The organism is Acidobacteriota bacterium, from assembly GCA_040752675.1.
GTDB lineage: Bacteria > Acidobacteriota > Polarisedimenticolia > JBFMGF01 > JBFMGF01 > JBFMGF01.
In genome coordinates this window covers 1-14,157 of the sequence record JBFMGF010000030.1, presented here as the reverse complement: position 1 = coordinate 14,157, position 14,157 = coordinate 1, and the positions used below count along the sequence as shown (strand labels likewise).

Below are 14,157 nucleotides of genomic sequence, written 5' to 3'. Positions count from 1 at the left end.
AAAACAGAGCAAGCCAAGCCAAAGAAAATCAGCATCAATTGAGCCGGAAACGGTGGGGGCATCGTAAAAGATGCCCCCTTTTCGTCTTTTTATAAGCTTGCCGCATGGCGCAAAGTAAAATATTATTATATCGACACCTTTTTATAAGGTAATTCAATGATCGATGCAAAGAATAAATTTCAGAGAGCGAATACACCATCCGAGATCGGTGTCCTTCCGCTGAGAAACAGTGTTCTGTTCCCCCACGCCATAATGCCCATATCCGTGGGAAGAAGAAAAACCCTGAATCTCATCGAGGATGCCGAAAGAGGCCCGAGGCTTATTGGAGTCGTCAGCCAGAGGGACCCTGCCATCGATGACCCCAACCCTTTCGATCTATACCGATATGGAACGATAGCCCGGATCATTAAAGTAGTCCGGCTGAGCGAGAGTAACATCAACTTGATCATCCAGGGCCTCGATAGGATCAAGGTCATCAAATTTGAGAGGACGGAACCCTATCTTGTTGCGCAGATCGAGAAGATGGAAGAGCGCTTCGAGAACACCCTTGAAATCCAGGCGCTCACGAGAAACCTTTACAACCAGTTTCAGAAGTTCCTTTCCATTACGACTAGCATTTCCGGGGAACATGGCGAGATGGTCCTCTCCTCGGGGATTGATAATCCATCGAGACTTGCGGACATGGCAGCTTCCGTTCTCAACATCTCAGTAGATGAAAAGATAGGTCTCCTCGAAAAAGCCGATCTTAAGAGCAGGATTACAAGGCTGACTGAGATCGTAACGAGAGAGATTGACCTCACCGAACTTGGCTCCAAGATACAGTCCCAGGTCATGGATGAAGTAGGGAGGACGCAGAAGCAGTTCTATCTGAGAGAGCAGATGAAGGCGATTCAGAAAGAGCTGGGAGAAGAAGATGAGAGGACCCAGGAGATCACGGAGCTGAAGAAGAAGATTGAAGAAGCGAGAATGCCTGCCGACGTGAAGTCGGTTGCAGAAAAGGAGCTTGATCGGCTTGCCAAGATGCCCCCGCATGCGGCGGAATACACTGTTTCCAGAACGTATCTCGACTGGCTCATCACCCTGCCATGGTCCATCTATACCGAGGATAAGATAGAGATCAAGGACGCGAGGACCATCCTCGACGAAGACCATTACAACCTCAAGGACGTCAAGGAAAGGATCCTGGAATATCTGGCCGTCAGGCACATCAGGAGCGAACTAAAGGGCCCGATCTTGTGCTTCGTCGGGCCTCCTGGCGTTGGGAAGACCTCGCTCGGACGTTCCATTGCGAGAGCCATGGGGAGGAAGTTCACAAGGATTTCGCTCGGGGGCATCAGGGACGAGGCGGAAATCAGAGGACACAGGAGAACTTACATCGGCTCGCTTCCAGGCCGGATCATCCAGGGAATCAGGCGGGCGGGCACGAGAAACCCCGTCTTCATGCTCGATGAGATTGACAAGGTCGGAACGGACTTCAGGGGGGATCCCTCGTCCGCCCTTCTCGAAGTCCTGGACCCGGAACAGAACTTCTCTTTCTCCGACCACTATCTGGAAGTACCTTTCGACCTCTCTCAGGTCTTCTTCATCACGACCGCAAACATCCTCGACACGATCCCGCCTGCCCTGAAGGACAGGATGGAAATCCTCCGTCTCCCGGGATACTCCGAAGAGGAGAAGCTTGAGATTGCAAAACGGCATCTCATCCCCAGGCAGCTCAAAGAGCATGGCCTGACACCTGATGTTCTAGAGTTCACCGATGACGCCATAATGAAGATGATCCTCGAATACACGAGGGAGGCTGGTATGAGGAACCTCGAGCGGCAGATCGCAACTGTTTGCAGGAAAGTGGCCTGCCAGCTCGTGGAGCAGGGGAAAGTGAAAGAAGCCGAGATCGAAGAAGCAACTGTGGAAGGGAAGAAAGATCAGGAAGCGGGAGAAAAGCCGGAGGATGCAAAGAAGATCATCAAAACTTTCGATACGGAGAAGGTGGTCATCGACGCAGAACGTCTCGTCCAGTATATCGGGCCGATGAAATTCTTCAGGGAGGTCGCTGAGAGAACCGACCGCTCCGGCGTTTCTATCGGTCTTGCCTGGACTTCGACGGGTGGTGAGATCCTCTTCATTGAATCGACCAAAATGCGGGGAAAAGGGAGCCTTAACATCACGGGTCATCTTGGTGATGTGATGAAGGAATCCGCCCAGGCCGCGCTCAGTTTCATCAAATCGAGCTCGCAGATGCTTGGCATCGAGGAGAGGGTCTTTGAAAAACACGATTTTCACATCCACGTTCCCTCGGGAGCCATTCCGAAGGATGGCCCATCGGCAGGAGTTGCCATCTTCGTCTCGTTGACCTCTCTCCTCCTCAACAGACCCGTCCCCTCCAACATAGCCATGACGGGGGAGATCACGCTGCGCGGGAAGGTGCTTCCGGTCGGTGGCATTAAGGAGAAAGTTCTTGCGGCAAAGCAGGCTGGAATCACCGAGGTTATCATACCAGATAAGAATGAGAACGATCTCCAGGATCTGAGCGAAACGGCGAGGAAGGCGCTGAAGTTCCACATGGTTCGGGAGATAGGAGACATTCTGAAGATCATCTTTGGAATCGATGAGTTTAATCAAAAAGGGAAAAAGTAGTTTCTGATAAAATTGTCCTCCTCTTATTCATGAGGGGGATTCTTCTTAATGGAGAAAAGGGATAAATACCGGGAGACTCTGAAAGCCGCATCCGACAGGATTATAATCGCGCAGAAACCGGTCCGTATCCTCTCCTCCATTGCCTGGCCCGGCTGGATCAAAAAGAAATTTCTGGCAAGTATGGGAAGAGAGCTTCCCGTCTACGATTATCCTCCTCTTAAGTTCAACCCCTCAAAAAAGATAGAAGAATTTCAGGAAATCATGGCTATGCTCGATCCGCGCGATGATCTCATGCGCATCCTCTATGACACCTGCCAGCAGTATATCGAGGTCATCGAGATGGTTGCAGCAAGAGGGACTAGGAAGTTCTACGAGATATCCAGGGGGCTGTACGGCTCCCCATCCGACAGTTTCCTCGACAACAGAACGACCAATCTGGAACTGGCCCGGCATCTTGATTGTGTTCTGGATGTGGAGACCGATGAGCGAATAGGGCCGCCCATGAAGAACGATATCTCTGCGGAGCGGGCCGTGCGGATCCTGAACAAAAGGTTTCGAAGGTACTTTCCCAGGGAAGAGATAAGAGTGGTCCTCAGCCGTGACATCACATCGGAAGCCTCTGCCGGAGCAAAGAAGCTGAAGCTCAAGAAGGGAAGGATGTTCAACATGAGGACACTCCAGTACCTTGAACATCATGAAGGCTACATCCACATCGGCACGACCATCAACGGCGAGAAGCAAACGCTTCTGAAGTTCCTTTCGAAGGCGACCCCACGCTCCGTCAAATACAACGAAGGTCTGGCCGTCTTTGAGGAGTGGGTGAGCAAGAAGCTAACGGTCGGCAGGCTCCAGAAGTTGAAGGACCGAACAATAGGAATTCACATGGCGGAGGAAGGGGCCGATTTCGTCGATCTCTACCAGCATTTCCTGACGAAGGGAAACTATAACGAACATGAAGCCTTCGATTTGTGCCGGAGGGTATTCCGGGGCGGCGATGTCCATGGGCGATACCCGTTCACGAAGGATTGCAGCTACCTTGAATATTTTTTAAGGATATATAATTTTATAAGGGTCGCGCTGAAGCTGAACATCTTCCACTATATCGATTTTCTCTTTGCGGGGAAGGTGACGATCGAAGACCTACCGATCCTCTACAGGCATTACGAGAGCGGGGAGATCTCTTTTCCATATTATCTTCCTCCATGGGTTCGTGATAAGAGGTGGCTGGCAAGTCACATGAGCATCTCATCGTTCCTGAATTTAGTTGATCTGAGCGCTGTGGAGAAGTATTACGAAGAACATTTCAGGATCCACGGTGTCTCGTGAAGGAGTGAGGGGATGAGGATAGGATTCCTTGGTGACATCCATGGGAACATCGTCGCCCTGGAGAGGTGCTATGGGATTCTAAAAGACGAAGGGTGCGAAAATATCTACCATCTGGGAGATCTGGTAGGATACGGTCCGTTCCCCAACGAGTGCGTGGAGTTCATCAGGCTTGTTCAGATGGAGGGAGTCAGAGGAAATTACGACGAGAACGCCGCTTACAAAAGCGAGGACTGCGGATGCGATTTTGGAGACGACACGGAATTTGATCTCTACCATAGAACATATTTATGGACGAGAGACCGGGTCAGCCACGCGGCAAGGAGCCTCCTCATCGATCTTCCCTTTGACATAAATTTCAAAGCGGGGAAGCAAACCTATTCTCTCTTCCATGCAAACCCTTTTGACATCTACACATCCATCTGGGAGTCCCGCGGCGATGATTTCATGAGAGATATGGCAAGGTACACGGGAGCCGATGTGAACGTTTTTGCCCACACGCACGTTCCCTTCCACAAAAACATCGATGGGATTCATTTCATCAACGTGGGAAGTGTAGGGAATCCTAAGGATGGAAACCCGAGAGCCTCCTGCGTCATCCTGGACGCTGACGCCAACGTCAGGGTCAGGATCTTGAGAGTGGAATACGACATCGAGAAGGTTGCCGAGGCCATCAGAAAGTCGCCTCTTCCTTCCGAGATCGCCGACCGCCTCCTCATCGGCAAATAGTCAAGCAAAGAATTTTGTATTGACTTATCTTTGTATTCACAGTATATAATTAATGAATAATCGATAAAAGAAAGGGGGAAGTATGTCTAAAAACAAAGTGCGCGAATGTTTGTTCATCATGTTCTCTGTTTCGTTTTTGTTTAAGGCATCGTTCTTATTTTCCCAGGAGATGAAATTCGTTGACGTCACGAACGATGTCGGCATCGGCGTCCATGGAGCCGGGTCAGTGACGTGGGGCGATTTCAATAACGACGGCTATGAAGACCTACTGATCGGCTGCGGCGACTTGTACATTAATTCCGGTCCACCAGATTTCACCTTTTCGAAGCATACGACATTCACGGGTGGCAACGGCGGCCACTGGGGAGATATCGACAACGACGGAGACCTCGATTTCTTCTGCACGAGCGGTACGAATGCTCTCTGGATCAACAACGGCGACGGGACATTCTCTAACCAGACGGACAGCTCCGGCCTGAAGAATAGGGGATGCTCGGCTTACGATGGCGATTGCGGCTGCACGAGTGCCAACCCATGGTGTCCATGGAACTCATGGCCCTTCACGGCATCCGCCTGGGGCGATTACGATGCAGACGGCTACATTGATCTCTACATCGGAAACTATGAGACCTGGGATGGCAGCACTCTCTATTGCTGGCCTGATTTCTTCTATAAAAACAATGGAAACAAGACGTTTACCGATGTTTCCTGGACGAGCGGAGTTCGCGATGCTGACGGTGATGGAACGCAGGACGAAAAGCCTAATGAAGTAGATCGGCGATGCGTGAGAGGAGTGACCTGGGGCGATTATAACAACGACAACCTGAACGACATCTATATTTCAAACTATAGAATCATGCCCAATACGCTCTGGGAAAATCAGGGGAGCGGAAAGTTCAAGAATGTAGCGGATTCGAAGGGATGTGCTAAAGCCGATAATGTAGGTGATGAAGGACATACACTCGGTTCGGATTGGGGCGACATGGATAATGACGGCGACATCGACCTCTACGAAGCTGATCTTGCCCACGAGATTTACTGGCTATTCTTAGGGCACGATGCTTCTGCTTTGTACAGGAACAACGGCCCTCCTGATTATAATTTCACGAATATCCGCCCGAACACCGGTATGGAGCAGATGTCGACCTCAAGAAACGACTGGACAGAGACATCTCCTACCTGGGGAGATGCAGACAATGATGGCGATATCGATATCTATGTGACGCAGATTTATATGTACTCCAGCTATTACTCCAAAATGTACCGCAACAACGGGATAGGTGGTGATGGATACCAGAAGTTCACGGACATGACGAATTACTATGGTGACTGCCCATCGGACCCGAAACAACCACCGGCAGCCGGAGCGAATTGCATGAAGCTATGGTATTCAAGCACGGCGGCCTGGGCAGATTATGACAATGACGGCGATCTGGATCTGGCTGCAGGGGGAAATAATTACTGGGTGGAATGCAGTGACAGTGATGGAGACGGGACAGGAGAGTGCCAGTACATCAACACTCCAGAGCCGGAGAAGCCTGACTGCAACACGGCCGATGCCAACACGTGGTGCCAGCCTTCTTATTTCCATCTTTTCAAGAATGTTACAGCAAATAGCAACCACTGGCTCGAGCTAAATTTGCTTGGGACCACATACAACAATCGGGCAGCCATCGGCGCGAGAGTCAAAGCGACTGTGGGAAGCACTGCGATGATGAGAGAGGTCTCCGGGGGAACAGGCTATCATTCCACTCAGAACTCCATGAGAATCCATTTTGGGTTGGGATCATCCACCGTGGTTAATCAACTCGAGATTCGCTGGCCGGATGGGACGACGAAGATCCTCTCCAATGTCAATGCTGATCAGATCATGACCGTTTGTGACCAGGAAACGATTTCAGGGCTCAGGTTCTCAAGTGATAAGTCAACTATCACATGGGATCCGGTTTCCGGTGCAGAATCCTATGATATCGTGAAAGGCGATCTGAACTCCCTGCGTTCGAGCCATGGCGATTTTTCTTCCTCGCTGACTGGATGTGTCGAGAATGACAGCGCGGACACGCAGACTTTTGATGACAGCCAGCCTCCTGCAGGTGAAGGATTCTATTACCTGGCAAGGTTTGAACATTCTGGCGGCAAAAAGAGCACCTATGATGTTTGCTCGACCTATCAGAAGGGAGCCCGAGACGCTGAAATAAATGCATCGACTAACAAGTGTGAATAGAAGAAAAAGTCTTGACTTTGAAAGATGTAGGTGTATACTTTAGGCGATTTTGAGGTTGCTGTATTGATTCGTTAGGTCCGTAAGCCACAGAGACTTTTCTTTGTGGCTTTTTTTTAAGAAGAACCGCAGGCTGGTAGTAAGTGCGGGTGAGATTTTCAGGAAAGGAGGTTTAGCAGTTGCCTAAAGGAAAGATCAAGTGGTTCAATAACACAAAAGGTTATGGCTTTATTGAGAGAGAGGATGGACCGGATGTTTTCGTCCATTACTCCGCAATACAGTCGGAAGGGTACAAAACGCTTGACAAGGGGGAAGAAGTAGAGTTCGAAATCAAGGAAGGACCTCGGGGGCCCCACGCCGAAAGAGTCATGAAACTGTAAATCCTGTACCTGAATTTGAAGATCCCAGCGGGACGCAAACCCGCTGGGTTTTTTATTTTTCCCGGCTTTATTTTTTCCCGGCTTTATCTTTGTTCCTTTTCTTGAATGCTTCCCATTTTTCGAGCCTCTCTCTGATCAGCTTCTCGAATCCTCTTGCCGTCGGCGTATAGTACTTCCTTGATCTGAGTTTCTCCGGGAGACAATCCATATCGGTCATGGCATCCTCGAAATCGTGGGCGTATTTATACCCCTCCCCATACTTCAACGCTTTCATAAGTCCGGTCGGAGCATTCCTCAGATGCAGAGGAACGGGGAAGACCTCGCCTTTTCGGATGTCGTCGGTCACTTTTCCATAGGCTTCATAGAGGGAGTTGCTCTTGGGAGCCATTGCGAGATAGACGGCTGCCTCGGCGAGGGCGAGATCACCTTCCGGTATCCCGAGGAAATGGATGGCCTCCTTGGCGGCGATGGCGACTTGGAGGGCCTGAGGATCAGCTACTCCTACGTCCTCACTGGCAAACCTCACCATACGCCTTGCTATGTAGAGGGGGTCTTCTCCGGATTGCAACATCCTCGCAAGCCAGTAGAGCGCAGCGTCGGGATCTGAATTCCTGAGCGATTTATGGAGAGCAGATATGAGGTTGTAGTGTTCTTCACCATCCTTGTCGTAATAGAGCGACGTCTTTTGAAGAGCGTCTATGATCATCTCCCGTGCGATCTTTCTTCTTCCTGCTTCACCCGGTTGAGCATTCGCGCAGACGAACTCGAGGATGTTGAGGGCAAAGCGCGCGTCTCCTTGCGAAAGGATGGCGATCTCTTTCAGCAGAGTGTCTTCAATGGAAACGTTAAGCCGCATCAAACCTCTCTCATCGGTCAGCGCCTTCTTCAGAATCTTCTCTATCATCTCTTGGGAGAGAGGCCTCAGGACGTATACCTTTGAGCGGGAGAGGAGGGGAGCGATCACTTCGAAGGATGGATTCTCGGTAGTCGCTCCGATGAGGATGATGATCCCTTTTTCAACGTATGGCAGGAATGCATCTTGCTGGGCTTTGTTAAACCGGTGAATCTCATCTATGAAGAGGATGGTCTTCTGACCGAACATCTTCCTGTGCTCTTCCGCCTGAGCCATGACCTCTTTGACCTCTTTGATCCCCGCGAGGACGGCACTGAAAGGGATGAACTTTGCCTTCGTGTGATGTGCGATGATGTGTGCGAGAGTCGTCTTGCCTGAGCCTGGTGGTCCCCAGAGGATTATGGAGCGCAACTCGTCTTTTTCGATGGCGCGCCGGAGGAGCTTTCCCTCGCCAACTATGTCGTCCTGACCCAGGAACTCATCGAAGTCCATGGGCCTCATCCTGTCCGCTAACGGCGCAGACGCGGTTACTCTTTTCTCTTGATTCTTCTCCATTGAGATTTGATCAATAACTTTCTGCGTTAATCTATCTTCTCCCGGTTTTTGAATAATATACCACAGGATTCCATTTCCCGAATAGATAAGGTATCCTGCTTTGGATGTCAGGCATGATGCCTGGAGGGTCATACAGGGGAGAAAGGGGCTTCGTCGAGGATGCGGCGGACAGTGCTGGCGATTTCCATTATGGAATAAGGCTTCTGGATAAATTCTTTCACGCCGAGTTCGAGGAGCTCTGCCTTCCTGGGGAATTCCAGATACCCACTGGCGATCACGATTCTGGCATGAGGGCGAATGGATTTCAGCTTCATGGCGACGATGTCTCCCGCCATCCCTGGCAGACCGATATCTAGGATGACAAGGTCGATGAGATCGGCCTTCTCCCGGAAAAGTTCGATTGCCTCAAAACCATCGGTGGCCTGGAGGATCTCGTAGCCCAGCACCATGAATGTCTCCTTCAAGAGCTGCCGCAGCGCCTCCTCATCTTCCACGATGAGGAGCTTCTCGGTTCCTCCCTTTATTTCGCCGAGCTTCTCATTGAATTCCATCTTTTCGGCGGTGACCTGCGCCATGGGGAAATAGAGGGAAAAAGTGGTTCCTCATCGGAACCACGCTTGGCGGCTTCAAGGGACATGTCGATGTATCTGGTCGAACGCTCATTAGGGTTCGTGCTCTTAAGGATATCCAGAGACCCTACGATGATTCCCGGAATGTTGTTGAAGTCATGGGCGATCCCACCCGCCAGTTGACCAAGGCTTTCCATCTTCTGCGATTGGATCAGTTGAAGCTCGAGCGCCTTTTCCTTGCTCTGGTCCAGGATGGTCCCCATGATGGCGGGTTTTCCACGGTAGATTATGGTGCTGCCAAGGATCCGGACCGGTATGATCTCTCCGTTCTTCCTGACGGCTCTGGCTTCATATTCGGCAACCTGGACCTGGCCTTTCAAGCGTTCTTCGATCTTCTTTTGCACGAGGATCTTATTTTCCGGATGTGCAAGATCAAGCGGTCCCATCCTGTCGATGAGTTCCTCATAATCGTAACCCATAATCTCGCAGAAGCGCTTGTTGACGAACTTGAAGATCCCATCCTGATGAATATAAACTCCTGCTAGCGACCCTTCCACAACTCTCCGGTATTTTTCTTCCGATTCGGCTAGGATCTGTTCCATCCTCTTTCTCTCGGTGATATCGCGGAACACCTGAATGGTTCCGACGAAGAGAGCCACCATGATTAGCAGGAGGAGGAGAGTGAATTCACCGAAGAAGTTGCGGGCAGAGGAGACCGCGCTGCTGGAAGAGGTGTTCATCACGATGATCCAGCGGGGGTTCTGGAACTCTATCGGGAGAAAAGCAGCCAGCATCTGATATTCCCTGTTGCCGGACAGGTCCTCGCGTCACGGAAATTAATGTGGGCTGCCTTCCTCTCCGCCGCTGGCGATGATGGCGCCGATGACGGCTGCCGAGCCAACAAGGATGGTGGCAATCCCTTTACCGCTTTTCCAGAAAGCCTTTCCGCCTTTCCGTTCGAGAACCTTTGCAATTCCTGAAGATTCTTTCTTCAGAGCTGGAATCTGGGGTTTCTCCTTTCCTGCCCACCATTCCTGCGGCTGTTCCTCGAAGGAGCTAATGGCAAAGGAGAGCGATAGTTTGCTATCGGGAGCAACGTTGATCACCTGTGTCGATACGAAAAGACCTTCTGGTGTCTCGACGGCGACATCGTAATAACCGTAGGGAAGATGGGTCAGCGCATAAGACCCCGATTCATCCGTCGGCGCGCTGTTGTAAAGTTTCCCCGATTCGATGTGGTAAGCTCTGACGGTAGCGCCCATTATGGCTGTCTTTCCATCTGACCGGAAGACCTTTCCGCGTAGTTCCGACCCGGCTTCCTTGGAAAAAGAGAGGGAAGGTAATACAAGAAGTGACAGCGAAAGACAAAAGCAGATCAATTTTTTAAGCAATACCATTTTCATCTTTCTCATTTAAAGCCCCTTTTTATGAAGGGTTCTTGACAGTAAGTCTATGTCTAAGTAAAATTAAAACTTAAAATCATTTCCTATCATAACAAAAAATTTTTTAATGTAAAGACTTTTTTCCTTAAGGTTGTTGCTCAATTCGCTTTTTCAGAGAAGGGGACCTCAGTCATCTTTCCCTGGGAGTCATCAAGAATCTTTCTAACAGCTAAAGCGACTTCCTTGAGTGTATAAGGTTTCTGAATGAATTCTTTCACCCCGAGCTGCTTGAGTTGATTCCTCTTAGGAATTTCCAGATAGCCGCTGGCAATCATGACATGGACCTCTGGATCAATCTCTTTCAATTTTGAAAAGATGATATCCCCTGTCATTCCCGGCATTCCAATATCAAGAATGATAAGGTCAATGGAAAGAAATCTATCTTTAAATATGGCAAGCGCTTCGAATCCATTGGATGCCTCAATCACTTCGTAACCCAGCGAGAGGAGCTCTTCCTTCAGGATTTCCCGAAGAAATTCTTCATCTTCCACAACTAGAATTCTCTCATGACCCCCTTTTATTTTCGTTTCCTCCTCTGTCATGACGATCTCTGCAGGCAAGGAAACAACGGGAAGGTAGATAGTAAAGGTTGTCCCCCGACCTCGGGAACTTGTTACATCGATGAAACCTTTATGGTTTTTAATGATGCCATGAACGATGGAGAGGCCCAGGCCTGTTCCTTTCCCTTTTTCTTTCGTTGTAAAGAAGGGATCAAAAATGTGTTCTTGAATCCATTCATCCATTCCAATACCTGTATCTGAGATATGAAGGGCACAGAAGTTCTTATCCTCCATAGCAGGAAGTTTCTGTTTCAAGTCTCCTGCCTTAGCTTTTTCAAGTATGATTTTGATGGTTCCACCTGAAGGCATGGCATCCCTTGCATTCATGCAGATATTGAGCAATGCCTGGAGGAACTGTTCCTTATTTCCCAGAATGAAGGTATTGGAATCGTCAATATTTTTCTCTATGGTAATATTTCTTTCAATTGTGTGTTCAAGGATACTGATGGTTTCATCAATGACCATGGGAAGCGAAAGAGGAATGAGCTTCACTTCCTCATTTCTTGAGAAGAGAAGAAGCCGTTTCACAATTTCCGAACCTCTTTCAGTGGCATTCTTTGCCATCGCAATGATCTTTTTGCAGTCTTCGGGAAATGCCTTATTCTGAAAGATCTCCAGTGAGCCAGAGATAATACCAAGGATATTATTGAAGTCATGGGCAATCCCCCCTGCCAGTTGCCCTAAACTTTCCATTTTCTGCGCTCTCATCAATTGAAGCTCAAGAAGCTTTTCCTTGCTGAGATCAAGCATGGTCCCTATGATGGCCGGTCTTCCTCTGTAGGTTGCTATACTGCCAAGAACTTTGATGAGTAATATTTCTCCATTTTTTTTGATGGCTCTTAGCTCATATTCGGCAGTTTTGATGAGACCATTCAGCCGATCCTCAATCTTTTTTTGAACAATCTTTCTATCAGCAGGGAGGGTAAGATCAATCGGACCAAGTTTATCAACAACCTCATCATAGGAATAGCCCAATAAATCACAAAAGCGTTTATTGACAAATCTAAAGAAACCATCCTGAATAATGTAAACACCCAACAGGGATTCTTCCACAGCCGCTCTATATTTTTCTTCGGATTCCAGCAAGGCCTGCTCCCCCTGTTTGCGTTCGACGACACGCCCGAGCTGAATGCCGATTTGAGCCATAACTTCAAGCAATGACTCATCAGGCTCCACGGCTTCCTCGGAGAAGAACTCAAGAACAGCCACAACATCAGTGCGCACCATGACGGGGAAGGCGAATCCGGCTTTGACTCCGATGTCCTTTGCCAACTGGGCTCTTGGAAAATTCGAATCTTGTGTCACATCGATAATCCATGATGGCTTCCTGCTGGCCAGAACCCGACCCGGCAATCCAACTCCTGGAGGAAATCGCATATCCATGGTGACTTTGCAGAGAGTTTCGAAGCGCTCAGGGTTATCCAGGTGCCACAGTTTTGTTGAAACCAGCTCACCCGAAGAATCAGCGCTATGCATAAAAACATGTCCGATCGGCCATCCAGTATAGACGCAGACTTTATCAAGAGTCGTCTGCATCGCCTCTTCGATCGTTGATGCCATATTAGAAGCAACAGCTATCTCCTGGAGTAATTGCACAATGGTTGCCTTTTGCTGAAGCGCCCGTTCTGCTTTAACGCGCTCGGTGATATCATGGGCAACATGAACGGCTCCGACGATCTGACCTTCTTCTCCATAAAAGGGAGACACGCTTATTATGAAATCGCCTCCGAGACGCTTTTCATGGATTTCGGCTTGATGTTGCCTGCCATCCTTAAGCATTTGTTCATAGGGGCAATTTGATGGTGGCTCCTTCGTCCCATGGAAGAGTTCATAACATGACAAGTCAATCGCATCTTTATAGTTCAGGCCCAGGCGATCAGCCATGGCTTTGTTGATTCTCTTGATCTTGTGGTTCTTATCAAGGATAGCGACGAGATCATTGACCGCGTCAAAAGTCTCTTCCCATTCCTTCTTTGCTGTGCTTATCTTTTCCTCTATTTCCTTTCGATTCAATGCTTCCACAATGGCGATGGAAAGAACCTCGATCGCCTCCTGGTCGGCCAGGTCATAGCCTGATTCTTTGTTTGCCAGGCCGATCATGCCGATTGTCTTACCGGCATGTTTTAATGGAACACCGAGGAAAGAGCTTATCGATGAATGTCCTTCGGGAGTTCCGATCCAATCAGGATGGGAATATGGATCGTTGACGATTCTCGATGCTCCTTCCCTGAGCGTTGATCGATCAATGCCACGAATTTCCATATTCTTGATCAACTTCGTAGCTTTCGACCCTGGTATCTTGCAGGCCACCCATCCTGGATTACTGATTGCAATGGTATCGAAAAGACCAGCCTGATTCAATTCTCCTATATAACCGAATTTGCTCCCGGTTAGTTTTTCGGCGACGGTAAGACATGCCTTACCCAGCTCCTCTTTCGTCTTGCAGGTCAGCATTTCTCTAAAGATCGTGTTGATGGCATTCAAAAGAACGCTTTGCCTTAGGAGCTTCTCCTCTTCCCGCTTGGATTCGGTGATGTCCTTACTGGTTGCTATAAAATGCATTGTATTCCCTATACCCTCACCAACAAAAACAAAGACAGGAACTTCTCAATTTCAATATAATTCTCGATAAGAAAAATTCAAGGTAAGATGCAAGTTTTTACTATTTGTTGTACAAGGTGATTTTTTGCTTGCTTTTTATTATCCATAGTGATAATCTAAAACACGCAAGTCGATATCACATGAAGGAAGTGGCCCAGGGTACGATAGCTTGCTGTGGCAAGAAAATATGTAATCGGGATTTTTCCTATAGATTCTTAGTAATGAGTTTAAAATCTTATTTTCAGGAGAAGCTGAGCAGTATTGGATAGAAATTGGGGGTGCTAGCATTA

10 protein-coding genes are annotated in these 14,157 nt (G+C 48.9%); 5 read left to right on the top strand and 5 right to left on the bottom strand.

What is annotated here, in order from left to right:
• Window positions 1-156 precede the first annotated feature (156 nt).
• From lon to AB1756_03320, 5 genes are all read left to right on the top strand, one after another.
• Window positions 157-2,634: an endopeptidase La gene (gene lon / locus AB1756_03340; GenBank protein ID MEW5806370.1), complete on the top strand. Its 2,478-nt coding sequence runs from the start codon at window positions 157-159 to the stop codon at window positions 2,632-2,634.
• A 48-nt stretch (window positions 2,635-2,682) separates the two neighbouring features.
• Entirely contained in the window at window positions 2,683-3,960 is a 1,278-nt protein-coding gene (locus tag AB1756_03335) for a flavohemoglobin expression-modulating QEGLA motif protein (GenBank protein MEW5806369.1), read from the top strand.
• A gap of 12 nt (window positions 3,961-3,972) precedes the next feature.
• Window positions 3,973-4,686 (top strand): metallophosphoesterase family protein, encoded by a 714-nt coding sequence (locus AB1756_03330; GenBank protein ID MEW5806368.1) that lies wholly within the window; start codon window positions 3,973-3,975, stop codon window positions 4,684-4,686.
• Between the two features lie 169 nt (window positions 4,687-4,855).
• Window positions 4,856-6,910: a CRTAC1 family protein gene (locus AB1756_03325; protein MEW5806367.1), complete on the top strand. Its 2,055-nt coding sequence runs from the start codon at window positions 4,856-4,858 to the stop codon at window positions 6,908-6,910.
• A gap of 176 nt (window positions 6,911-7,086) precedes the next feature.
• Complete coding sequence (locus AB1756_03320; GenBank protein MEW5806366.1) at window positions 7,087-7,287, top strand: cold shock domain-containing protein; 201 nt, start codon at window positions 7,087-7,089, stop codon at window positions 7,285-7,287.
• A 67-nt stretch (window positions 7,288-7,354) separates the two neighbouring features.
• On the opposite strand, the gene AB1756_03315 is transcribed toward AB1756_03320, so the two are convergent.
• The 5 genes from AB1756_03315 to AB1756_03295 form a co-directional block, all read right to left on the bottom strand.
• Complete coding sequence (locus AB1756_03315; GenBank protein ID MEW5806365.1) at window positions 7,355-8,695, bottom strand: replication-associated recombination protein A; 1,341 nt, start codon at window positions 8,693-8,695, stop codon at window positions 7,355-7,357.
• A gap of 128 nt (window positions 8,696-8,823) precedes the next feature.
• Entirely contained in the window at window positions 8,824-9,246 is a 423-nt protein-coding gene (locus tag AB1756_03310; protein ID MEW5806364.1) for a response regulator, read from the bottom strand.
• Window positions 9,216-10,058 carry a PAS domain S-box protein gene (locus AB1756_03305; GenBank protein MEW5806363.1) on the bottom strand — a complete coding sequence of 281 codons (843 nt, stop codon included), beginning with the start codon at window positions 10,056-10,058 and terminating at the stop codon, window positions 9,216-9,218. Before AB1756_03305 ends, AB1756_03310 begins: the two co-directional genes overlap by 31 nt.
• Window positions 10,059-10,100: 42 nt before the next feature.
• Entirely contained in the window at window positions 10,101-10,676 is a 576-nt protein-coding gene (locus tag AB1756_03300; GenBank protein MEW5806362.1) for a carboxypeptidase-like regulatory domain-containing protein, read from the bottom strand.
• Between the two features lie 128 nt (window positions 10,677-10,804).
• Window positions 10,805-13,828 carry a PAS domain S-box protein gene (locus AB1756_03295; protein MEW5806361.1) on the bottom strand — a complete coding sequence of 1,008 codons (3,024 nt, stop codon included), beginning with the start codon at window positions 13,826-13,828 and terminating at the stop codon, window positions 10,805-10,807.
• Window positions 13,829-14,157 lie beyond the last annotated feature (329 nt).